The organism is Clostridioides sp. ES-S-0005-03 (genome assembly GCF_020658455.1).
Lineage (GTDB): Bacteria > Bacillota > Clostridia > Peptostreptococcales > Peptostreptococcaceae > Clostridioides.
Genome location: NZ_JACVWI010000012.1, coordinates 18,309 through 41,740 on the forward strand (window position 1 = coordinate 18,309; position 23,432 = coordinate 41,740).

Annotated in this window: 33 protein-coding genes; all 33 read left to right on the plus strand. The window is 29.1% G+C overall.

The window, feature by feature from the left end; all coding sequences use genetic code 11:
* Position 1: 1 nt before the first annotated feature.
* The 33 genes from IC218_RS21115 to IC218_RS21275 all read left to right on the plus strand — a co-directional run bounded on the left by IC218_RS21115 (position 2) and on the right by IC218_RS21275 (position 23,409).
* The gene (locus IC218_RS21115; RefSeq protein ID WP_227825437.1) at positions 2 to 1,333 is read left to right on the plus strand and encodes a DnaB-like helicase N-terminal domain-containing protein; all 1,332 of its coding nucleotides are present in this window, start codon (positions 2 to 4) and stop codon (positions 1,331 to 1,333) included.
* A gap of 373 nt (positions 1,334 to 1,706) precedes the next feature.
* A complete protein-coding gene (locus IC218_RS21120; protein WP_021382783.1) occupies positions 1,707 to 2,093 on the plus strand; it encodes a hypothetical protein in 387 nt (128 codons plus the stop codon).
* A 50-nt stretch (positions 2,094 to 2,143) separates the two neighbouring features.
* Entirely contained in the window at positions 2,144 to 2,848 is a 705-nt protein-coding gene (locus IC218_RS21125) for a hypothetical protein (RefSeq protein WP_227825438.1), read from the plus strand.
* Positions 2,849 to 2,904: 56 nt separating this feature from the next.
* Complete coding sequence (locus IC218_RS21130; protein ID WP_227825439.1) at positions 2,905 to 3,090, plus strand: hypothetical protein; 186 nt, start codon at positions 2,905 to 2,907, stop codon at positions 3,088 to 3,090.
* Complete coding sequence (locus IC218_RS21135; RefSeq protein ID WP_227825440.1) at positions 3,087 to 3,479, plus strand: single-stranded DNA-binding protein; 393 nt, start codon at positions 3,087 to 3,089, stop codon at positions 3,477 to 3,479. The genes IC218_RS21130 and IC218_RS21135 overlap by 4 nt, the downstream gene beginning before the upstream one ends.
* A gap of 21 nt (positions 3,480 to 3,500) precedes the next feature.
* Positions 3,501 to 3,680, plus strand: a complete 180-nt coding sequence (locus IC218_RS21140) for a hypothetical protein (protein ID WP_227825441.1) — start codon at positions 3,501 to 3,503, stop codon at positions 3,678 to 3,680.
* Between the two features lie 37 nt (positions 3,681 to 3,717).
* Positions 3,718 to 4,263, plus strand: a complete 546-nt coding sequence (locus IC218_RS21145) for a sigma-70 family RNA polymerase sigma factor (RefSeq protein WP_227825442.1) — start codon at positions 3,718 to 3,720, stop codon at positions 4,261 to 4,263.
* Positions 4,264 to 4,292: 29 nt separating this feature from the next.
* The gene (locus tag IC218_RS21150) at positions 4,293 to 4,439 is read left to right on the plus strand and encodes a hypothetical protein (RefSeq protein WP_227825443.1); all 147 of its coding nucleotides are present in this window, start codon (positions 4,293 to 4,295) and stop codon (positions 4,437 to 4,439) included.
* Positions 4,440 to 4,454: 15 nt separating this feature from the next.
* Positions 4,455 to 4,763 (plus strand): hypothetical protein, encoded by a 309-nt coding sequence (locus IC218_RS21155; RefSeq protein ID WP_227825444.1) that lies wholly within the window; start codon positions 4,455 to 4,457, stop codon positions 4,761 to 4,763.
* A gap of 18 nt (positions 4,764 to 4,781) precedes the next feature.
* On the plus strand, positions 4,782 to 5,318 hold the full coding sequence (locus tag IC218_RS21160; RefSeq protein ID WP_227825445.1) for a LemA family protein: 537 nt from the start codon (positions 4,782 to 4,784) through the stop codon (positions 5,316 to 5,318).
* Between the two features lie 14 nt (positions 5,319 to 5,332).
* The gene (locus tag IC218_RS21165) at positions 5,333 to 6,139 is read left to right on the plus strand and encodes a hypothetical protein (RefSeq protein ID WP_227825446.1); all 807 of its coding nucleotides are present in this window, start codon (positions 5,333 to 5,335) and stop codon (positions 6,137 to 6,139) included.
* A gap of 24 nt (positions 6,140 to 6,163) precedes the next feature.
* Positions 6,164 to 6,424, plus strand: a complete 261-nt coding sequence (locus IC218_RS21170) for a hypothetical protein (protein WP_227825447.1) — start codon at positions 6,164 to 6,166, stop codon at positions 6,422 to 6,424.
* Between the two features lie 17 nt (positions 6,425 to 6,441).
* Positions 6,442 to 6,951 (plus strand): hypothetical protein, encoded by a 510-nt coding sequence (locus IC218_RS21175; protein ID WP_227825448.1) that lies wholly within the window; start codon positions 6,442 to 6,444, stop codon positions 6,949 to 6,951.
* Positions 6,945 to 7,205: a hypothetical protein gene (locus tag IC218_RS21180; protein WP_227825449.1), complete on the plus strand. Its 261-nt coding sequence runs from the start codon at positions 6,945 to 6,947 to the stop codon at positions 7,203 to 7,205. The genes IC218_RS21175 and IC218_RS21180 overlap by 7 nt, the downstream gene beginning before the upstream one ends.
* 108 nt (positions 7,206 to 7,313) lie before the next feature.
* On the plus strand, positions 7,314 to 7,757 hold the full coding sequence (locus tag IC218_RS21185) for an RNA polymerase subunit sigma (RefSeq protein WP_227483823.1): 444 nt from the start codon (positions 7,314 to 7,316) through the stop codon (positions 7,755 to 7,757).
* Positions 7,758 to 7,893: 136 nt separating this feature from the next.
* Entirely contained in the window at positions 7,894 to 8,445 is a 552-nt protein-coding gene (locus IC218_RS21190; protein ID WP_227483822.1) for a hypothetical protein, read from the plus strand.
* A 3-nt stretch (positions 8,446 to 8,448) separates the two neighbouring features.
* Positions 8,449 to 9,093 (plus strand): tyrosine-type recombinase/integrase, encoded by a 645-nt coding sequence (locus IC218_RS21195; protein ID WP_227825450.1) that lies wholly within the window; start codon positions 8,449 to 8,451, stop codon positions 9,091 to 9,093.
* A 220-nt stretch (positions 9,094 to 9,313) separates the two neighbouring features.
* Positions 9,314 to 9,766, plus strand: a complete 453-nt coding sequence (locus IC218_RS21200) for a helix-turn-helix domain-containing protein (protein ID WP_227825472.1) — start codon at positions 9,314 to 9,316, stop codon at positions 9,764 to 9,766.
* Positions 9,767 to 10,323: 557 nt separating this feature from the next.
* On the plus strand, positions 10,324 to 12,063 hold the full coding sequence (locus IC218_RS21205; protein ID WP_227825451.1) for a hypothetical protein: 1,740 nt from the start codon (positions 10,324 to 10,326) through the stop codon (positions 12,061 to 12,063).
* 22 nt (positions 12,064 to 12,085) lie between these two features.
* Positions 12,086 to 13,363 carry a phage portal protein gene (locus IC218_RS21210; RefSeq protein WP_227825452.1) on the plus strand — a complete coding sequence of 426 codons (1,278 nt, stop codon included), beginning with the start codon at positions 12,086 to 12,088 and terminating at the stop codon, positions 13,361 to 13,363.
* A complete protein-coding gene (locus IC218_RS21215; protein ID WP_227825453.1) occupies positions 13,341 to 14,102 on the plus strand; it encodes a minor capsid protein in 762 nt (253 codons plus the stop codon). The genes IC218_RS21210 and IC218_RS21215 overlap by 23 nt, the downstream gene beginning before the upstream one ends.
* A 58-nt stretch (positions 14,103 to 14,160) precedes the next feature.
* Positions 14,161 to 14,487: a hypothetical protein gene (locus IC218_RS21220; protein ID WP_054277885.1), complete on the plus strand. Its 327-nt coding sequence runs from the start codon at positions 14,161 to 14,163 to the stop codon at positions 14,485 to 14,487.
* 23 nt (positions 14,488 to 14,510) lie between these two features.
* A complete protein-coding gene (locus IC218_RS21225) occupies positions 14,511 to 15,113 on the plus strand; it encodes a DUF4355 domain-containing protein (RefSeq protein WP_227825454.1) in 603 nt (200 codons plus the stop codon).
* 27 nt (positions 15,114 to 15,140) lie between these two features.
* Positions 15,141 to 16,064, plus strand: coding sequence for a hypothetical protein (locus IC218_RS21230; protein WP_074179422.1), 924 nt, complete (start codon positions 15,141 to 15,143; stop codon positions 16,062 to 16,064).
* A gap of 13 nt (positions 16,065 to 16,077) precedes the next feature.
* A complete protein-coding gene (locus IC218_RS21235) occupies positions 16,078 to 16,359 on the plus strand; it encodes a hypothetical protein (RefSeq protein ID WP_227825455.1) in 282 nt (93 codons plus the stop codon).
* Positions 16,352 to 16,723, plus strand: a complete 372-nt coding sequence (locus IC218_RS21240; RefSeq protein WP_227825456.1) for a phage head-tail connector protein — start codon at positions 16,352 to 16,354, stop codon at positions 16,721 to 16,723. Before IC218_RS21235 ends, IC218_RS21240 begins: the two co-directional genes overlap by 8 nt.
* An 11-nt stretch (positions 16,724 to 16,734) precedes the next feature.
* Positions 16,735 to 17,082, plus strand: coding sequence for a hypothetical protein (locus tag IC218_RS21245; RefSeq protein ID WP_227825457.1), 348 nt, complete (start codon positions 16,735 to 16,737; stop codon positions 17,080 to 17,082).
* Positions 17,082 to 17,438 carry an HK97 gp10 family phage protein gene (locus tag IC218_RS21250; protein ID WP_227825458.1) on the plus strand — a complete coding sequence of 119 codons (357 nt, stop codon included), beginning with the start codon at positions 17,082 to 17,084 and terminating at the stop codon, positions 17,436 to 17,438. The genes IC218_RS21245 and IC218_RS21250 overlap by 1 nt, the downstream gene beginning before the upstream one ends.
* Positions 17,439 to 17,446: 8 nt before the next feature.
* Complete coding sequence (locus tag IC218_RS21255) at positions 17,447 to 17,896, plus strand: DUF6838 family protein (protein ID WP_227825459.1); 450 nt, start codon at positions 17,447 to 17,449, stop codon at positions 17,894 to 17,896.
* On the plus strand, positions 17,897 to 18,952 hold the full coding sequence (locus IC218_RS21260; protein WP_227825460.1) for a phage tail sheath subtilisin-like domain-containing protein: 1,056 nt from the start codon (positions 17,897 to 17,899) through the stop codon (positions 18,950 to 18,952).
* A 15-nt stretch (positions 18,953 to 18,967) separates the two neighbouring features.
* Positions 18,968 to 19,408 (plus strand): phage tail tube protein, encoded by a 441-nt coding sequence (locus tag IC218_RS21265; RefSeq protein ID WP_003425675.1) that lies wholly within the window; start codon positions 18,968 to 18,970, stop codon positions 19,406 to 19,408.
* 15 nt (positions 19,409 to 19,423) lie between these two features.
* Positions 19,424 to 19,840 carry a phage tail assembly chaperone gene (locus tag IC218_RS21270; RefSeq protein ID WP_227825461.1) on the plus strand — a complete coding sequence of 139 codons (417 nt, stop codon included), beginning with the start codon at positions 19,424 to 19,426 and terminating at the stop codon, positions 19,838 to 19,840.
* A gap of 179 nt (positions 19,841 to 20,019) precedes the next feature.
* Positions 20,020 to 23,409, plus strand: a complete 3,390-nt coding sequence (locus tag IC218_RS21275; protein ID WP_227825462.1) for a phage tail tape measure protein — start codon at positions 20,020 to 20,022, stop codon at positions 23,407 to 23,409.
* Positions 23,410 to 23,432: the final 23 nt, after the last annotated feature.

Consider the following 23,432-nt stretch of genomic DNA (forward strand, 5'->3'; position numbering starts at 1 on the left):
AATGAATTACTCTTTAGAAGCAGAGCAAAACATTTTAGGAAGTTTTCTTATAAATGACTCAATAACATACAAAATTAGAGAATTAAAAGAAAATGATTTCTACTTTGAGTCACATAAAATTATTTTATCTTGCATGAAGAAAATAATTGACTCAAATAAACCTTTAGATCTTTTGCTTTTAAAAAATGAATTAGAAAAAATAGATAGATTAGTAGATGTTGGAGGAGTTAGTTACATTACCAGTCTAACAACTATAGTCATAACTACTTCAAACATAGATCACTATATAAAAATAATAAAAGAGAAGTTACTTAAAAGACAAATTTCAGAGTTAGCAAATGAATTAATTAATAATTCAAATTCAGATACAAGTATAGACGAATTGATTGTTGATATAAACGATTTAAAAGCACTTGTGGCTACGAGTAGTAGTGTAAATGATAATTACATTGATGCATCAAAAATAAAACGTGAAAAAGGCGTACACAAGTCCATAGATACAGGTTTTAATAAACTAAACAATGCTCTAGATGGATTTAGGCATGGAACTCTTACAATTTTGACTGGTAAACCTGCATCTGGAAAATCGACTATAGTTAATCAGTTTATAGCAGAAGCAATTGCGAATAAAGAAAAAGCATTTTTATATTCTGGAGAATTACCTGCTTTTATGGCTATGGAATGGTTTAGAAAAACTGTAGCTAATGATTACCATATAAAAAAATATCAAAGCGTTTATGGAGGCGCATACACAGATATTCCAGACTATGCAGTTGATTTGATTGCAGACTGGATAAAAGATAAATTTTTTCTCTATGATGAAGATGCAATAAGCGATGAAGTAAACCTATTAAACACCATAGAACACTTGTATTTAAAAAAAGGGGTTAGACTCTTTGTTCTTGATAATCTAATGACAATAAAAACTGGCAATAAGGCAGAGAAATATGATAGACAAGAACAGATAGTAGGCAACTTAAAAAATCTCGCTAAAAAATACAACTTAGTAATAATTTTAGTTGCACATCCTAGGAAAAATATGGGTGACATGAAGCCAACTATGTATGATGTATCTGGAGCAAGTGAGATTGTCAATTATGCAGATTATATTTTATCAACTTACAGAGTTATTGATGAAGAAGAAAAGACAGACGACACTTATTTATTAATTTTAAAAAATAGAATAACAGGAAAACAGAATATAAGTTTTAAAATGAATTTTTCAGAAAGAAGAAAAAGACTTTACACGACTAGTGAAGAGTTAAACAGAGATTACAAATATGATGTAGATAAACAATATGTGCAAGCAGAAATTCCAGAAGATGTATTTTAAAAAAAGGATAAAAAATAGGAAATTTTATTAAGTAATGATTTTGTAAGAAAAACCAATATTGAATAATTTAAAAATTCAATATTGAAAAAATACCGTTTTTCAATATTGAAATTAAAATTTCATGAAGTATTGAAAATCAATATTGAAAAAAATTAATAAATATAGCAATTGCAATACTTATAGAATGTGATTGCATTACACAAAAAACACAGGTTTAAAGAAGTTGTCAAAAATCATTAAAAGATGGTAATGATAGAGAGAAAAAAATAAAATCAAAAATTTCGATAAAAACGTTATTAAATTATAGTCAAAGTTTATTAATTAATTTCCTCGTAGAAAAATATTATTTCAAATAAATAAAGGAGTGATTTTTATGATAGCATTAGAAAAATTTGCAGGTGGAGTTCTAAAAGAAAAGTTTAATACAGAGTTGCAAAAAGTTTTAGATAATATTGCAGATCCAAATACGGATTTTAAAAAAACAAGAAAGATTAGTTTAGAGATAGTGTTTAAAGCAAATGAAGATAGAGATCTTGCAGAAGTAGATATAAAATCCAAGGCGACTATAGTAGAGGCAAAAGCAACGACAACTAAAGTTTTAATAGGAAAAGACTTGGAAACAGGAAGAGTTGAGGCATCTGAATTTAAAAATCAACTAGCTGGTCAGTTGTCTCTGGATGTTTCAGACAGTAATGAAACTGAAGAAACAGAAGAAAATAGTGCTGGCGTAATTGATTTTAGAAATGCAAGTTCAAAGTAATTTAAGAGAAGTAATAAAATATAAATTTAAATAAAAAGGAGAATAAAAAAATGATAAAAAATGCAATGGAATATTTAGTTAAGTTAGGAAAAAGAGAAACAGTATGCGTAGATGGATTTAACTACACAACAGATAGATTAGAAATAATAGAAGAGCCAAGGGCTAATGATTTAGAAATAACTACATTAAGTGGGCTAGTGGACTATATAAAAAGTGGCATAGATCATAAAGAGGATGAGCTTTTATTAATACAAGTTCTAACTCCAAAAAAAGTTCTTTTAAGATCTGCTTTAAGAAAAAATAGAGATAGAGAAACATACATTGAGTGTGTTGCGCTACTTCCAGATAAAAGATTTGATAGACCTTTAGATTTAGACACTTTTAACATAATGCTACAATCAGCATTTATAAAAAATAGCGATAGAGATACACTTTTGAAGATTGCAGGCAATATCCAAGAATCTACAGTAAAAAATGTTGGAGATGATGGAGTTTCTCAATCTGTAACAATAAAAACAGGTGTTGCTAGTGTATCAGAAGCAATAGTTCCAAACAGAGTAAAGTTAATTCCTTATCGTACTTTCCAAGAGATAGAGCAGCCAGAAAGTGAATTTATTTTTAGAATGAGTTCTGGTCCTGCAGCAGGATTATATGAAGCAGATGGTGGAGCATGGAAAAATCAAGCAATGTTAAATATTAAGTCATACTTACAAGAAGAATTAAAAGATTTTAAAAATGTAAATATAATTGCTTAATTGAAAGTCTAAGAGGGCTTATTGTAAGCCCTCTTAGTAAACAAGGAGGGGATTAGATGAAAAGGATTTGTCATATGAGTATTTTAGAGAGAGCTGAATTTACAGATAAAATAGCCAATGCAATCATGTATACAGATGAAAGTATTGGAAAGGGAGATGCTTTTGTTGATGCAATTGAGGTTGTAAAGCAGATGGAGAGAAGAGAAAACGAAACATATGAGAAAGGAGACATTGCTATATGAATAATACGGTTTTAGTTGGAAGATTAGCAAGAGATCCAGAGTTGAGATATATTCCAGGCTATGGCACTCCAGTTGCCACTTTTGCATTAGCAGTTGATAGGGGCTATGTAAAAAAAGATGGAACTAGGGAAGTTGATTTTATACCAATTGAAGTTATGGGAGGATCAGCAGAATTTTGTGCTAATTATCTAGCGAAAGGAAGAATGGTTTCAGTTCAAGGTCAAATAAGGATAGAGAAATATGAAAAAGATGGAGAGAAAAAAACTTTTACAAAAGTTAGAACTAAATCTGTTAATGCACTTGATCATAAACCTAAAGAGGAAAATAGTGAGGATAAAGAGAAGAATATCGGCTTTCAAGTTCTAGATGATGAAGATATTCCATTTTAAAAAGGGAAGGTGAGATTAAAAATGATTAAACTAGAAAAATGTGAAGTATGCAACATAGAAATGGATATAAAACTACTTACTCCAGTCAGTGGGAGAAGAAAAGGCAAAGAGATAATAATTTATTTGTGCGAACAGTGCTTAAATGAAATTGTAGATAGAATAAATAGTGGAATAAATGAATGGAAATGTAATTCAAAATAGAGAAATTGATAAGCCTAAATAAGTGGGTGGTGATTATATGAGAAGTTTAGAGGAGAGAAATAAATTATTTGAAGATAATATATTTCTTGTGCCTTTTATTATAAATAAACATTTTAAATGTTTTCTAAGAAAATATCCATATTTGCGAGAAGATTTATTTCAAGAAGGTTATATAGGATTATGTAAAGCAACAAGTTGTTTTGACGAAAGCAAGGGGAAGATTTCCACAATAGCATTTCCATATATATTAGGATATTTAATGAAATTTACAACTAGATATGTTAAAAAGCATTATAGATGCGATATAGATAGTTTTGAAAAATGTGTCTATAGAAATGATTCTGATAAAGGGATAAGAATGGAAGATAGATTGGCTAGTAATGAAAATGTAGATATAGAAAATGTTCATGTTATTAGATCTTGTATAAAAAGAAGTGAGATAAAAGATATACAGAAAATAGTTTATCTAAGAGAAAAAGGCTATACTCAAAAAGAAATAAGTAAAGTACTTGGAACTAATCAAACAGCAATCTTTAGGAGACTTGAAGAATTAAAAGCTGAAATTAATATACTAGGAAAATAATATAATAATTTAAGTTTATTGGAGGCAAAATGAAAATTAAAATTATCGCTGGCAGAGAGAATGAATGTCCTATTTGTCAAGGAAATGTATTTAAAATAGAAACATCAATTGGAATGGTGTGGCAATGTAAGGATTGTGGTTGTATGTATCAAGATATGGAATGTAAAAGAGATTAAAAGGGGGTATTAAGAATGGCTTGCGTTATAAAGTGCGATTTTTGCGATGAAACAATTGTAGAAGTTAAAACAATAAAAATATTCAAAGTTAATAGTAGAGGTGGAATAATAAGTTTCGGAAAAGATATGTGTGTAAAATGTTATGACAGATTACTTGGAGATAATTTGAATAATAAGATGACTAATTATGAAAAGATAAAAAATATGAGCAAAATAGAAATGGCTGAGTTTTTTGTGAGTGGTGGAAGTGGATGTACTAGTTGCACTTATGATTTCCAAGATTGTCTAGGGGGATGTTTAGAGGGCAGAAAAAAAATGGCTTGAAAGTGAGGCAGCGAAGTAATGAAAAAGACATTAATAATAATAGGAGTAGTTATTTCAATATTGATTATGTTTGCTTGTTTGTTCCTTGTAACTAAAAATAAAGCAATTGATTTAGAAGAGCAGGTCCAATCAGCAACTGCATCTGTAGAGGTGCAAGAAAAAAGGAGAATTGATTTAATTAAAAACCTAGTAGACTGCGTGAAAGACTATGCTAAATATGAAAATAAGACATTAAAAGAAGTAACTGACATGAGAGTAAGTACAAATGATAAATCTATTAAGGAAGCAAAATTAAATATACAAGCAGTAGCAGAGAAGTATCCAGATTTAAAAGCAAATGAAAACTATAAACAACTGATGAGCGAGTTAAGCATAACAGAAAATATGATTGCTCAGCATAGAGAAAATTATAATATACAGATTCGTAATTACAATAAATATATAAGAAAATTTCCAGCAAATATAATTTTAAGTAGCATGGGATATGAAAAAATAGAATCTAAATATACTGAATATAAAGCACAAGAGGATGCACCTCAAAATTTATTTAATTAATAAGAGGTGAAAATATGAAATTTAAAACTTTTGAAATAACTAAGAGAGAATTTTTAGTGAGCATAATAATTGTTTGTGCAATGATTTGCCTTGGATTTTTCATTGATGATAAAGTTCAATCAAAATTTTTAGAAGATAATGAAAGATATTACAAAGCAACTAAGATAAATAATGATAAAGATCTCTTTGATTATGCTATGAAAACAAGCGTGGGAGATTCTTTGATAAGTGGAGAATTTAAAAGTGTAGATTCTGTATCTATAGAAGAATTAAAAGGTGACTATTGGTTTATAGAAAGAACGGAAGAAAAATACACCATGCATACTAGAGTAGTTACTACTAAAGACAGTAAAGGACATTCACATAAGCATACTGAAACTTATTGGACTTGGGACTATTATAATTCAATAGAAAAGAAATGTAGTAAATTTAATTTTTTAGATAAAGAATTTGATACAAAAATAATCACTAATTTATACAAAGATAGATTAAGTTTAAGCAAAAATATATTAAAAAACAAAAGACTTAAAATTAAAGGTAATTATGCTTACATTAATAATAAGAGAAGGTACTACTATGAAGTTATACCTAAAGAATTTAATGGGACCATGTATGCTAATTTAAAAAATAATACTATAGTGAATCCAGGCAATAAAAATATAGAAGTTTTTAAGAATGAGTCTATACAAAATATTTTAGAAAATAACAATTTTAATATAGGTTTTTTTAAAGTAGTATTTTGGATCATTTGGATATTAGTAACTACAATCATTATATATGTATTTTATTATCTAAAAAATGATTGGCTTGAAGATAAATAAAAGAGAAAGAGGAGAAGATCAGACATGAAATGTAAAGTGTATCATGCTATTGAAGATATAAAAGATGCAAATGAGTTAATTGATAGATTTGAGACAGAAAATATATTCTTTGAATTAAATGACATAGATAATGAAAATATTCTAAATGGAGAAATGGATTTAACTGATATAGAAGATATTGTATCATTACAATTTATATTAGATGGAGACTTATTTATATTTAGTAGTTGTGATGAAATGATATTTATGAATAAATATACTCAAAAAGAGTTGGGACTTCAATAAGAGAGGAGATATTAAATATGGATTTGAAATTAATTAGCAGTATACCTAATTGGAAAGTAGAAGAGCAGTTAATAAAAATTGATGAAGAAGTAACTGAGTTTAAAGAGGCTATAGATGCAGGAATTACTAAAGATATAATCGCAGAAGGATTAGACGTTTGTCAAACCATTTTAACAATGTTTCAAATTTTAGAAATGGAAGATTATATTGCAGAAGGTGTAGAGATGCATAATAAGAAACTAAATGAAAGAGGATGGGATCTCAAAGAAATAGGAGATGGCATACTTAATATAATTAAAAATTTAATGATTAATGAATTAATTAATATGAATAAAAAATTAAAATGTGTTGATGAAAAAGAATTTAGTGCAAAAATACAATTTTTGGATGTAGATAAGCTATGGAATTTGTGCATGCCTTTAGTTAACTTAAGCACTATAAAAGGAGTTAATGAAAGCATTGATGAAATGAAAACAGGGCTCTTGAAAGATATTAATGGGAGTAAGGGGGATGATCTAATATGTTAATAGAAGTAACTGGAGAAAGTAATAGAGAATTAAAAGTAGGAGATATTATTGAAATTAGTGGTAATAACGAGTTATATATGATTCTTTCTTTAAAAGAGACATTAGGTGGGCATGTTATTGTAAATATGCAGAACGGATATGATTCATTTGGTGCTTATAGAAGTTTAGAACGACTAGAATCAGACTTGAAGGTAAGTGGTTATAAATTATACAGTTCTGATGATTATAAGTTGCAATTAGTGCCTAGAAAATAAGATATATTTCAAAAAAGAAAAAAAGGAGCATTATCTTACGCTCCTGCTTGTCAAAAATCTAAAACTGTCATCACAATATTATTATAACATAATTAGGAGCGTGAAGTAATGCAGGATAGCAAAAAGGACAATTTGTTTAGTAGTGCAGAAGGCAAGTTATATAATTATAAAAAAATAAAAGCGGAGATAGAAAAAATAGACATTGATATTCAGATGATAAAAAATGACTACAGAGGATGTAGTGGAGTTGAAATTAAAGAAAAGACAGGCAAAACATATGATATTAAAAGTGTAGTTGAGATAGAGACTGAAGAAAAAGAAAAGAAAATTGCTTTAAAAGAAAAAGAGAAGAGACATAAAGAGTTGATAATAGGAAAAATAGATAATGCAATGAAAATATTAAGTGAAGAAGAAAAAAAGATAGTACAGTATAAATACTTTTCAAGTAGCAGGACATCTTGGGAATATGTTGGTAAGATGATTGGTTTTTCAGCAAGTAAGTGTAAGCAAATGAGATTTGATATTATAGATAAGATAAAAGGATTGCTATAAAAATGTCCGATTTGTGACGATTTTAAACCGATTTATGTCTGTTTTATGTCTAAAAAATGTCCGATTTGTGACCGATTTATGTCTGTTTTGTGTCTTTTAGTCATGATAAGATTGTATTGTGAGAAAAATATATTTAATGAAAATGGCTTGGAATTTACGTTCTAAGTCTTTTTTATTGTCTAGAGAGGTGTTGAAGATTAAACGTGATATAACAGAAGAAATTTCAAGTGCTGCATATGTACCAGATGATCTAAAGTATTATGACAATGTAATGAAAGAAACTCCTAGTATGTATGGAAGAGAATGTTCTTTAGATTTTATAAAGAAAAAGAAAGAAAAACTCTTAAAACTAAAAAAGAAGGTTAAAAAAAATTATGATTCTAATATCAATAAGATAGACTTATATCTAAAAATTTTAGAGGAAAGTATAATTGATGAGTCTGATCGCGTTGAGTTGGTTGTCTTTAAATTATATTTGCAGTTAGAAAATGTAGTAAAAGTAACTGAAACTGTAAATGATTTAGGATTTAGAATAATGACCAGTACTTATGCAGGAGAAAGAAAATATAACACAAATGATGTAACCTCTATAATTACAGACCCTTTTGCCAATGTGGATGAAGATTTAAAAATGTTAGTTCAAGAGAGGCAAAGAAAAAATTATCATGGTAATAAGGAGTGTTTTTAATGAATGGAAGCACATAAAGGACAAAAAGTTAATCCTATAAAAGATATTGAAGATGTATTTAGGCTTTTAAATTTTTTAGAGGAATGGAATGAAAGAAATTATTTATTAGCTCTATTTGGAATGTGTACTGGACTTAGAATAGGTGATATATTAGCACTTAAAGTTGCAGATGTGACAGATGTCAAATGGGATAAAAAAGGCAAAAGGATAAGAGTATCTAAGGATTGGATTAGAGTCATAGAGGAAAAAAGGGATTATGATAGAGAAGTTTTCTTATCTGATGTAATAAAGAGTGCTATAGAAAACTATACTCAAGATAAACCAGGAGAAGAGTTTTTATTTAAAAGTGGCAAGAGGAAGAAATTTAATAGGCCTATCCAAACAAGGCAAGCAGGAAGAATAATAAAAGGAGCAGCAGAAAAGGTAGGAATAAAAGAAAATGTTGCAACACACTCTTTAAGAAAGACATTTGCAAGGCATATTTATGATGAGGAAGAAAATAAGACTTATGCATTAGAACTTATAAGAAAGATTTTAGGGCATAAGACAATAGAAATGACAAGAAGATATATTGGAATTGATAAGGATGAAGAAGTAAAGGCAATAACTAAATTTACTAATAAGTTAAAGAAAAGAAAAAGAAATTAAAATATCTTGTATTTTATCTAAAATTTAATATGTTACGTTTTTCAACAACAGGACATTATTAGAATGTAAAGAACCTTAACAATAGAGTTTTCAAAGAATAGAGCAGATTTATTAAAATGTCTGAAAATACATATTAAAGGTCATTTATTCAAGGTATTTATAGGGATGTAGATATTTAAATGTTTATTTAGAAGCTGAGTAAAGAGGTGATTAATTGGATGTGAATGAAGTTGAAATAATCGATAGTAGCTATGAAAAAGGTAAAGAGTTAACAGAAGATCAGTGCAATATGGTAACTCTATTGATTACAGGTACTACAGTAACAGAGGCTGCCAGAATTATTGGAGTAAATAGAAAAACCATATATAATTGGATGAATAAAGAGCATGTTAGGAAAGAAATGGACAGACGGAAACAGGAGCTAACAAACCAAGGGAACTTAATGATATTAAAAGATTTAGATAGTTATATCAACAATATCAAGGAACTAGCTAGTGACAAGAGCGATAAGAGGGTTATGTTAGCAGCCAATCAGTATCTTATAAATCGTATCTATGGTACTCCTACAAGTACAATTATACAAGCAGAGGATAATAGTGTTGGCATGGGTATGGATACAACGGAGATAGAGGCAGCTATAGCTAAGATAAGAATAAGAACAGGCAAGAAGTAATTAGATATGAAATAAATCTTGCAAGAACATTGTTTAATCACGTCTGAAATCAATTAAAGTAAAACATATATTATATGTGTATTAACTTTAATAATTAAGATATAAATTGAATTTGAGTTTAATTATATTGAATTTAATAAAATTTAGTTAGACTTAATAATTAAAGTTTAATGCAGTGAAGTGTTGAGGTTTATTAGAATATATGTGAACCTATTGGAAATGCTAGGTTCTTTTTAACTATGCCGAAAATACATATTTAAGGAATAGTTGAAAGATAATTAATAATTCTAACCAAAAAAATATTTCTTGCAAGAAAATAATTCAAAACAAATTAATATTTATTTATTTTTTATTTATAGGGGGTATCCTTCTATTTTGAAAAAAGTATTTTTTATGGAAAATGAGTTCTAGAAATTTTCTAGTAAAATTTAAAAACCAGAGACATATTTCAAAGAGGGTGATTTTATTATAGAGAAAATTGTATTGTTCATTTTATTAACTATATTGCTAACTGAACCTAAAAAGAAAATAGAAGGAATAAAAGGATGTAAATACGAGTGGATAATTTAGAAAGAAATATACAATTAATATTTAGTTATCTAGCAAAGACCTTTATAAGAAATGGAGCAACTATAAAAGACGCTGAAAAAGAAGCAAATGAGATTATAAAAGCTAATTCAAACAATCTTTTTGGTGTTAATGGCCTTGCCTATCAACTTGGGAAAATAAATTTAGAATTTTTCTGTATGTATTTTATGCAAGACACATATTTACCAAAAGAAGATAATGCTGCTGCTCCTATAGCTAAAGTTCATCATGAGTTATGGGAAGATATACAAGAATCTATAATTGGAGATGGATCACAACAATTAGGAAGAATTTATCCAAGAGGTACAGGTAAAAGTGCATTTGGAGATTTGGCAACAACTGTATGGTCACACTGTTATAAACATAAAATGTACACATTAATTTGTTCAGATATAGGTTCTACAGCAGAAAAATTTGTAAAAGATATAAAGAATGCTTTACTTGAAAATGAGTATATCAAAAAAGCATTTGGAGTACTTTTAAATGATAATGATAGAAAATATATTTGCAATAGTACTCAACTAGAATTAACTAATAAAACCTTTATTGAAGCAATATCATCTTCATCGCCAATGAGAGGAAGAAAATACAATAATAATCGTCCAGATCTTATTATACTTGACGACTATCAGTCAGAAGAAAATGTTAGAACAGAAGATGCTAGAGAGAAAAAATTTAAAAGATTTTCTGATGATGTAAAATATGCTGCTCAAAAACCAGTAATCAGAAATGGTAAGACTATAAAAAGAGGAACAACTTTTATAGCATTAGGAACCTTACAACACAAAGAATGTTTCTATAGTAGGCTAAAGAATTTACCAACATGGAAGTTTAAATGTGAAAAAGGAGTTTTAGTTGATAATGTAGATGAATTATTTAACTCTGGATTATGGCTAAAATTCAAAGAACTATTATTTGATTTTAAAAATACAAATCATCTTGAAGATGCTAAAGAGTTTTACTGGGATAATGAAAAAGAAATGAAATTTCCTATATTGTGGCCAAGTTTTTGGGATTGTTTAGACATGGCTTTAAGTTATTATGAAAATCCAACATCTTTTAAACAAGAGGTACAAAATGATGTAAATTCGATAGGTGAGAAATGGTTTAAAACAATCAGAACTGAATCTAGGGAATGTATTGAAACACATAACTTCAAAAAGACAATGCTATTATGTGACCCAGCGTCTGCTGGTGGGTCTAAACATGACTATAGCGCTTTTCTTGTTGGGAGTGAGTCAGATAATGGTTTACTATATGGGAGATTAGCAGAACTAGCTAAAATAAATGCTAGAACTGATTTTGATAAGTATATAGACCATATGATTTATTTATTAAAAGTGTATCCAGATATAACACATGTTTATATAGAAAAAAATACATTTAATGGTGCAGATGCTAATCAATTAGAACTTAAAATAAAAAATGATGATGTCCTTTACTACAGAGATATAGAAATCATTAATGAGCACCAAAAGAAAAATAAAGATGATAAAATCTCTACTTTAATACCTGTTTTAAATAAAGGTCAAATGATTTTTGCAGAAGAAGATAAGGAATTTATACAACAAATACTTGATTTTACAGGTCAGAAGTATTCTTTACATGATGATGCTCCAGACATATCAGCAGAATTTATAAATAGGATTTTTAATATTAAAGTAAATGAAAGTATTACACTATTAGATAGAAGAAATTTAGGTCTTTGATTGTATGGAGGTGATACATTAAGTGGAAATAGGTTTAGATTTGATAAAAGAAATATACGATGATTGGGATTCTAGTAAATCTGAATATGACACTATGTATAAGTATTATGAGGGCGAAACAGATGCTATTAGTAACTATAAAATGGTTACTAAGAGGTCTAATAATAAGATAAACACTAATTTCTTAAAAAAGTTTATTAATGAAGAAGTCGCTTATTCTCTTGCAAATAAGATTACTTATACTAGTAGATCTGGTGATGAAAAGATTATAAATGATTTAGAATACTATACTTGCCATTGGAGTAAAAAACATGACTCAGATTTATTGAGATATACACTGCTATTTGGGCTTTGCTATGAACTTTACTATGTAAAAGATGATGAGATGCAAGTAAAGATAATAAAGCCAACGGATGGTTGTCATTATGAAAATGAAAATGGAGAAATAGTATGCTTTATTAGAGAATTTACTAAAAATTTTGAAGATGAAACATATATAGATGTATATGATAAAGAATACATCTATCATTTTGATTCAAATTTTAAAGAAGTTGAAAGCCCTACAGTGAATAATATATTTGATGGTCATGTACCAATATCAATATGCAAAAGAAGTGAAGAACTAGGAAAAAATACAATATATAATGACATAAAGGGTTTACAAGATGCTTATGAAACTAATTTAAGCGATATAAGTAATGAAATTAGTGATTTTAGAAATGCTTATTTAACCTTCTCTGGATGCAATATTAAAGAAGATGATTTGCCAAGGATGAAAGAACTTGGAATACTTCAAGTTAATGGAGAAGGTAAAATAGAGTGGCTTATTAAAGATATGAACGATACATTTGTTCAAAATACACTATCTTCAATAAAAGAAAATATGTATGAAATTACATCTCATATAAATCATAATGAGAAAATGCAAAGCAATACATCAAGTTTAGCAGTTATAGCAAGATTAATCAGTACAGAATGGATTTGTAGTCAAAATAATGATAGTATTGCAGATACTTTATTTAATAGGTACAAATTATTGTGCATTTGGCTTAACAAGAAATATGGTTTTGACTATGACTACAAAGATATTAAGGCTAAATTTACCCCTAAGATTCCTCGTGATGATTTAGTTGTAGCAAACATATTAAGTCAACTTGGAGATAAACTATCTACTGAGACAGGGCTATCCCAATTAAGTTTTATTGATAATCCTCATGCTGAAATGGAAAAAGCAAAAAAAGAGCAGGAAATAGTTTCAGAAGGAGAGATTTTATTAGATGAATCAGAAAGCGATAACTAAATCAACTGAAGATATATATAAATCTGCTGAAAATAGAACAAAATCATTTTATAAATATCAAAAAGAAAATAAGGATAAACTCTTGCTGGAAATAGCTAAAATATTGCTATCATACAATATTGTTGATGAATATGTAAAAATTAGTGATAAAGATAAGAAAAGATTAAGAGCAAAACTTAATAAAATTATAAATGAGTATTCAAATAATTATGATGAAGAAATAAAGGATATAGAAAGTATTTTATCTGACTCATCTAGAAATAAGTATTCAAATCTAGTAATTTTATTAGGAGTAATAGTAAAAATTAGAGATATGAATAATCTTAACAGTAAAATTATAAATAAAATAGTAAACAACAAAGTTGACAATAAACACTGGAGTGATAGGCTTTGGATCAATAAAAAAGGTATAGAAGAATCTCTTAAAAAAGAAATAAAGGACTTTTTAAATGGAAAAACTTCTGTAAATAAAATAGAAAAAGCAATAAGAGACAAATATTCAACTGGTGCAGGGCAAACCAGCAGACTAATAGAAAATGAAGTCGCCAGATGTCAAAGCGAGATAAATGAGTATTTTTTCAAGGTTCAAGGAATTATAAAAGTAATGTATTGTGCAGATTTAGATTCTCACACATGTAGTGACTGTGGTATTTATAATGGAGTGATATTTTATGTCAATGAAGATAGGCCTTCTTTGCCTAGGCATTGTCATTGTAGATGTCAGTATATACCTGTTTAGCACGTATTAATTAATTTAATAGGTGTTTTTATTGTGTCTAAAAAATACGAGGTGAAATATGAAAATTGAAATACTAGGAACAGAATACTTAGTGACAGAGAAACTTGAAAGCGAAGATGTGCTATTAAAAGAAAGAGCTGGATATTGTGATCACTCTGTTAAAGAAATTGTTATAGAGAAAATAAACTCTGAAGAAGGCTCATTAAAAGATTTGAGCGTATATGAAAATGAAGTTACTAGGCATGAAATAATTCATGCCTTTCTTAGTGAAAGTGGATTGAAGAGTTGTAGTTCTTGGGCTACAAATGAAGAAATGATTGACTTCTTTGCAATTCAATTTCCTAAAATAGTAAAGGTTATGAATAAAATAGAGTGTTTGAATTAAATTTTTAAAAAGGAGAATGATGTATGTTAAAAAAAGAAGTATTGGAATTACTAAAAGAAATAGAAGATGATGCAGAAATAGATTCTTTATTACAATCAACAGATTTATTCAAATCTGCATCTGATAAAAAGATTACGATAGAAGAATTTAGAGAATTGATTAATAACGATACAGACTTTAAAACCTTTATAGATAGCGAAAAAAATAAATATCATAGTGAAGCACTTGAAAACTTTAAGAAAAAAGATATGCAAACACTTATAAGTGCTGAAGTTCTAAAAAGAACTGGAGCTAATGAAACAGAAGAACAAAAAGCGATAAGAGAATTAAGAGAAAGTTTAAATAAGTTAGAGAAAGAAAAGAAACATGCAGAGAAAGTTTCTAAATATAAAGATATTTTAGTTGAAAAGAAAATACCTACAAACTTAATTGAATATTTATTATCTGATGATGATGATAAAACAAATGCAAATATAGAGATATTTGAAAATTCAATGAAACAGTATGTACAATCAAGGGTAGATGAAAGAATTAAAGATGGTTCATACGTTCCACCTGGTAAAGATAATGCAGGTTCACTATCAGAAATTAGAAAACAAATAAAGCAAGGGTTAAATAGTCTTTAATATAAAAAAGAAAGGATGATTTTATAAATGGCAAATGTATTAGAATATGTAACACTTTTTCAACAAGAACTAGATATGCAGGTAACAGTTGGCTCAACTACTGGATGGATGGAGAAAAATGCTGGCCAAGTTATATATAATGGAGGAAGAGAAGTAAAAGTACCAAAAGTAACGATGGATGGCTTAGGTGATTATGATAGATCTAAAGGGTATACGCAAGGCGCAGTTACGCTTGAGTACGAAACAATGAAAATGGAGATGGATAGAGGCAGAACATTCATGTTGGATTCAATGGATGTAAATGAAAGTAACTTCGTTGTAAATGCATCTTCCGTAATGGGATTATTTCAAAAGCAACATGTTATACCAGAGATAGATGCATATAGATACTCAAAAATATTTTCTGAAACAGCTAAAGTGGATGAGCGTGTAAAATATTCATATGAAGCATCTGTTGCAACAATTTTAAGTGAATTGAAAAATCAACTTGCATCAATACAAGATTTATCTGGAGATATACCTCTTATTATTAGTATGTCTAGCATAATTGCAAGCATATTAGAACAATCATCTCAACTTGATGATATTGAATTTGGAGATGGAGATATAAAAAGAATTGTAAAATCTATAGACAATGTGCCTATAATAAAAGTTCCATCAAAAAGAATGAAAACAGAATATGTATTTAGAGATGGTAAAACGTCTGGGCAAACAGAAGGTGGATTTACTGAAGGAGCAAAGGCTTTAGATATAAACTGGTTAATAACTCCAGCATCTGCTCCAATTGCAGTGTCTAAGACTGATAAACCAAGAATATTTACTCCAGATCAAAATCAAACAGCAGATGCTTATCAAATAGATTATAGAAAATATCATGATTTATGGATATTGGACGAATATTTAAAACTTTGCAGAGCCTCTGTAAAACAAGCTAAAGCTGTGCAAGGATAAGGAGTTGTTTTAAATGTTTACACTTCAAAAAAATAATGTGATTAAAGTCGTTGAAGATGAAACTTCGAGAGATAAGTTGATTTCAAAAGGATTTAAAATATACTTGGAAGAAGTAACTAAGGATAATATTGAGAAAAAAGAGGAAAAAATCGAAATAGTTAAACAAAACTCTAATGATTTATTTAATCTATCTAAACCAGAACTTATAGAAATTGCTAAAGGTAAGAATATAAAGGGGTATTCAAGTAAATCTAAAGAAGAGTTATTACAGATATTAGGTATCCAAAATGATTAATAATATTAAGTTAATTTTGAATTTAGAGGATGATAGATATGATAAGCTTATAACTCTTTATCTAAATAAGATAAGTGAAATGGTTTTAGAATATTGTGGTAGGCAGGAACTAAGTGTAGCACTAGAAGGATTTGTAGAAGAAAAAGTAATATCAATATTATCTTCAAGATTTGAGGAACTTAAGAAAAATAGTGGACTTGATAATCTAGAAAAGGGCTTAAAAGCTATAACTAGAGGTGACACTAAGATAGAATATAATGCTCTGACATTACAAACTGCTGAAAATAGCATAAGTTCATCATCTTTTTTAACTGATGCTGATAAAAAATTTCTAAGTCCATTTTGTATTGTTAGTATGTACTAAGAGGTGGTTACGTGACCGAAGCAGATATATTAGAAATGACATATGTTGATAAAATGACTATTATCAGAAAATCAAAAGGTTGGAATCAAGAAACATGTTCTAATGATTTTAGCAATGTTGTTATAGCTGAAAATGTACCATGTGCCATTTCAAGAAAAGAAGAGGCTATTGTAAGTGGTGATATTGGAGTTATAGTCGTAAATAGAAAGCTATTTTGTAGACCAGAAGTAGATATAAAAGCAGGTGACACTATAAATGCAACTTATAGTCATGGAGAAGAAGCTATATTTAAGGTTTCTATGGCTAACATATATCCAAGCCATATGGAAATACCTATTACAGAATTGGAGAGAATATAATGGGAATAGATAATTTAGGGGTTTTTGAATCATTAGCATTAGATTTAAAATTAAATGCATCTAACTTCAATAGAAAAATCAAGAAATTTACAAAAGAAACTGGGCAAGAACTAGCAGAAAATATAAGAGATGAAACGCCTGTTAAAACTGAAAAGTTAAAAAAAGGATGGGAAGAAAAACAACCAGAATATGATACTTATATTGTTAAAAATGAAGTTGATTATGCTACTTTAGTAAATAATGGCCATGCAACTAAAAATGGTGGAGTTGTTCCTGGTGTATTTATGGTTGAAAAAGGGATTGAAAAAACAAAGGAAAATATGACAAGCGCAAAAGCAAATCTATTTGATTGGTAGGTGATTAGTTGCTTACAAACAGAGACATTATAATAGCAGTTAATAAAAGAATCGAGAATGAATTTAAAGATATAGATATTTTTATTAATGAAGATAACACACAAGGCTTTGAGGAGGCTTGTTTTTTTGTGCAACTCTTACCTGTTTCTAATAATATTGGAAATAAAGTTTTGGATATTAAAAAGATATTCATAGATATTGAATATTATCAAAGAGCTAGAAAAAATAAATTAAATCTATATGACATACAAAGTAGATTAGAAAAAATATTTAACAGAAGCATTAGAGTTAATGATAGGAGTTTGACTATAGAGAATATATCTCCATCAATTGTAAAAGATCCTGTAGGATATAAGCTAACTTTTCTAATGACTGTATCTTATTTTGAAGAAGTCTATTTTGAAAATGAAACATTTGAAATCATGGAAAGCGTAGATTTAGAGATGGGAAGTGATTAAATGGGTTTACCGGAAATTAATATTTCTTTTATCCAAGCAGGGAAAACTTTTGTCAAACGTTCTGGGGGTATTGTAGCACTTATTTTAAAAGACGCAAAAAATACAGGATTGGTTGAGATAAAAGAAATGGAGGATATTCCAGAAAATTATTCTGCTGCTAATTTAGATTATATAAAAATGGCTATGAAAGGAAATATATATCCTCCAAACAAAATATTGGTTTATACATTAGATACAGATGAATTAATAGATGATGCTTTAGATTTTCTTGAAACTTGTGAGTTTAATTATCTTTGTATGCCAGAAGAAACAGAGCAGGATTTGCCTAAAATTAAGACATGGATTAATAAGATGAGAGAAGATAATAAAATAAAAGTTAAGGCTATCACTGCAAATAATGTAGCAGATTATGAAGGTATAATAAACTTTACAACAACTGACATTGAAGTTGAAGGCAAAAAATACACTTCAAATGAATTTCTACCAAGGATAGCGGGTTTTATTGCAGGAACTCCTTCAACTCAATCTGTAACATATGCGGAACTGTCAGAAGTTACTAATATACCTAAATTAACAAGAGTTGAAGCAAATACAGAAATAAATAATGGAGAATTAATCTTAATAAAAGAAAGTGGATCTATAGTAGTTGCTAGAGGGGTTACATCTTTTACAACTACTAACGATTCAAAAGGTGATATATTCAAAAAGATTAAGTTAGTTGATACACTAGATCAAATTCACAATGATATTAAAAAGATAATTGTGAAAAATTATATAGGAAAAACTCCAAACACTTATGACAATAAGTGTTTACTTATTGTTGCAATACAATTATATCTTCAAGAATTAGAAAAAGATGGTTTAATTGATGAAGGTTCAACTGTAGAAATTAATTTAGACGCTCAAAGAGCATGGTTAAAAAAACAAAATGTAGATATATCTAATATGGAAGAACAACAAATAAAAGAATGTAATACAGATACTCTTGTATTTTTAAAAGCAAAAATTAAATTAATAGATGCGATGGAAGATGTGTATTTAGACATCTCTATGTAGTTTGGAGGTTAAAATTTGAAAGCTAAAATAGATGCAAAAAGAATAATATCTGGTACTTTTGGTGAATGTTGGTTAGATAATAAGCAACTTACATCAACAAAAGGAATGGAAGCTAAAGTTGATATAGATAAAGAAGAAATAAAACTTTGTGGTCAAATAATGACTACATATAAAATGATAGGTGCAACTGGAAAAGGATCTATAACTCTTTATAAGATAAGTACCTTATTTGGTGAGTACGTCGAAAAAATGCTGAATGAAGGCAAAGAGTTTAAAGTAACTATAATAAGTAAATTGCAAGATCCAGATTCATATGGCTCTGAAAGAATTGCGCTTTATGGATGTATGTTTGATGATTTAACTTTAGCTGATTGGGAAGCTGCAAAAGTTGGAGAAATAGAAGTACCATTCACATTCGAAGGCTTTGAATACTTAGATAAAATAAAAGAAAAATAGGAGGATTTTTATTATATGAATACAGTAGAAAAATTATTAAATATGGATGCAGGTAAATTAAAAATGCCATCTAGCGTATTTGAATTATATTGTAAAAAGCTAGATGATACTTTAGAGATAGAGTGCAAGGCTATTGATCCAGAACGTTTTGACGAAATAAGAATGAACTCAATGGATGTTAATAGTGGAGATTTAGAAAACATTAATATATATGAACTTAAAGTAAATACAATATTAGAATCATGTTCTATATTTAACAATATGGAATTAGTTAAAAAGTTTAGCGCAATTACACCTAAGGAGTTGGTTAAAAAACTACTACTTAGCGGGGAAATAGATAAATTATATGAGGAAGTTAATAAAGTAAATGGCATAGATGCTGAAGGCGATAAAAAAAGACAAAAAGAAAGAGCTAAAGATATAAAAAACTAATAAAAACGGATGGAGAAGTTAACTTGATGTACTTATTATTTAAGTACAAAGGTATAATGCCATCCGTTTCTTATTGTATGTTAAAAGGCGAAAAGGAAATTACCAGTATCTTCATGGATCAAGAATTAGACGAGAGGAAAGAAGAAATGAAAGCTGGTGCTGGAAGGTGGTTTTAATGCATGAGTGATGGTACAAGAGTTTTACAAGCAATTATAAGAATGAGAGACGAAGCTAGTGCAACTTTAAGAAGAGTTGCAGCAAATACAAGATCTCTGCATGACTCAACTTCTAGCGCCTCTAAGGCTTTAAATAATGTTCAAAACAATTTAAAAAGTGTTGGTTCTACTGCTTTAAAAACAGGAAGTGCCATAGCTGCTGTATCTGGTGGAATACTTGCTTTAAGTGCCAAATCAGCTATTGAATTTGAAAGCGCTTTCGCAGGAGTTAAAAAGACTGTAAGTGCAAGTGATGCTGATATTAATACATTTAAAAAAAATATCATGGATTTATCAAATACAATGCCACAAACGGCTGTTGAAATTAGTGCAGTTGGAGAAGCAGCAGGGCAATTAGGTATTAAAGTTGGTAAAAATGCATCAAATATTACAAATTTTACAAAGACAATGGTTATGCTTGGGGATGCCACAAATATGTCATCTGATGAGGCTGCCACAGCCCTAGCTAGATTTGCAAATATAGTCCAGATGCCACAAAAAAACTTTGACCGACTTGGAGCTACAATAGTTCAATTAGGAAACAATTTAGCAACAACAGAAAGTGAAATTGTTGAAATGGCTCTTAGACTGGCTGGTTCTGGAAAACAAGTTGGAATGTCTGAAGCACAGATAATGTCTTTTGCAGGCGCATTAAGTTCAGTTGGTATAAAAGCAGAAGCAGGAGGCTCGGCTTTTTCTAAGGTTATGCAAAAAATGCAGTTGGCATGTGAAATTGGAGGAAGTAAATTAAATAGTTTTGCCAAAGTCTCTGGGATGAGTGCATCAAAATTTAAAGCGTCATTCCAAAAAGACGCTGCTGGAGCGATTATATCTTTTGTCAAAGGTCTTGGAGACGCTAAAAAACATGGAAATAGTGCTATAAAAATGTTAAATAAGATGGGCATAACTGAAATAGGTATGACTGATGCATTGCTCAGAGCATCTGGTGCTGGCGATTTATTTAATAATGCCATTCAATTAGGTAACGATGCTTGGAAGGAAAATGTAGCTCTGACAAATGAAGCGAATCAAAGATACGCAACAACAGAATCTCAACTCAAGATGATGAAAAATCAGATTACTCAAGTAGCAATAATCATAGGGAATAATTTATTGCCTTTTATAAGAAGCGCAGTACAAGTTGTATCTAATATGGCCAATGCTTTCTCTAACTTGCCTACAGCCTTCCAATCAACTGTAACAGGTATATTGTTGGCTGTTACAACATTTGGCTTGTTGGTCGCTACTGTAGGAATTGTAAGTCTTGTTATTTCTAAAGCAGCAGGCCTATTCGCTTTCTTTATTCCTATAATATTAAGAACAAAAATTGCCTTCAGAGCTTTTGTAATTGGTATGAAACCATTAAGTGCAGTATTTTTGGCTGTAATGGGTCCTATGGGTTGGACTATAACAGCTATAATTGCATTGTCAGTAGCCTTTACTGTCGCTTATGCTAAATCTGAAGTCTTTAGAAATAAAGTTAATTCATTAGTAAAATCATTTGTAGAATTTGCAAAACCTATAGTAAGTTTTTGTATGCCTGCACTTAAGCAATTAGGTGAAAAATTCAAAGAATTATTATCTTCGCTTGGACCATTATTTGCATCTATATTAAATTTAGGTAGTGTGATAATGAAGGTGTTAGGACCTGTCTTAATTGGTGTAATAGGTTTTCATATAGCAAAGTTAGTTGTAGTTTTGTCTACTATTGCAACTGCCTTTAAAGCTGTAGTTGATACTATAACTAATGTATTAAATGGCCTTGTATCTATTTTAAATGGTATTTTTGATTTAATTATAGGCATTGTCACAGGCGATAGTAAAAAAATGATGAATGGAGTTAAGCAAATATTTGATGGTGGCGCTAAAATTATAAAATCAATTTGGAAAGGTTTCATAGATTTTATAACTGCTCCAATAGAAGCAGTAGCTGATATTGTAGATAGTTTATTTAAGGATAAAGCGAAATGGCTTACAGATAAATGGAGAGATTTAAGAACAACATTAGAAAATCCAATAGAAGCAACTGCTAAAATTGCTACCAAAACAAATGTAAATATACCCGGAAGTAAAGCAGCAGATGCAGCTGGAAAATCTACATCAAATACAGGTGGATTAAAACAAACAATGGCAAATTTAAAAGGTTCATTTAGTGATTTTAAAACTTTTATTAAACCTATGACAGATTCTATAAGTCAAGGAGTCGAATCTGGAAAGACTAAATTTACAGAACTGCAAAATAAGATATTAAATGATGTTAAACCTGCACTAAAGATTCTAGAGGATTCTGGAGTAAATTTTAAGAATAAATTTAAGGAGTCAATAACTTCAATAAAAGATAAATTTAATGAATTAAAGGATATATTAGCTGGAAATATTAAAACAAATATAGATAATCTAGTAAAAGCATTTGAACCTTTAAAACCTCATTTAGATAATTTGAAAGAGTGTTTTGATAAGGTTAAAAAAGCAATTACTGACTTTTTTACTCCAGCCAAACAGGTTGGAGATACAGTAAATAAGGTAAGTCAACCATTGGATAGTGTTAAAAAATCTACTGATGGAATTAAAATTTCTTTCCAAAGCTTAGGTCAAGCACTTGCTCCTGTTAAAACTTGGTTTCAAGGATTTATGCCTTTCTTATCTCAAATAGGGCAACAATTGTTACCTTCTATAGGAATAGCAATAGCTGGTGTTGTTGGTGGAATAATTTTAGCATTTACATGGGTTTTAAATACATTAACTGCTATTATAACAATGGTGTCTGGTATCATAAATGGCATCATGTCTTTTATATCTGGAATTATAAATGTTGTCATGGGACTTATAACAGGAAATGCTGATCAGACCATGGATGGACTTAAGCAAATATTTGATAGTGGAGTAGGCGTAATAAAATCAATTTGGAATGGTCTAGTTGATCTAGTTAGTGGAGTACTAGAACCTGTAATAGATCTTGCTGATTCCCTTTTCAAAGATAAGGTTAAAGGAGTAAAGGAAGCTTGGAATAAACTTAAAGAGTTCTTTAATAATCCAATCAAAGGAATGATTGAGATTGTAAAAAGTGGTCCTAGCTTAAAAATAGGAAAAGGTGCAGATGCTGCTGGCGGTCCAAGAGGAGCATTCGGTATAAATAGAGTTCCTAGAAATGATTATTTAATAAGAGCACACGAAGGAGAAAAACTTTTAACTAAACAAGAGGCCAATCAATATAAGAGAAATAGTTCAAATGGAAGTTTATTTCTTGATAAGTTAGCAGATACAATAATTGTAAGAGAAGAAGCAGACATAGATAAAATTGTAAAAAAACTAAACAAAAAAATATCTCTTGCGAATGCTGGAGGCATATTGTAAATTATCGTGCTATAATTGTAGTA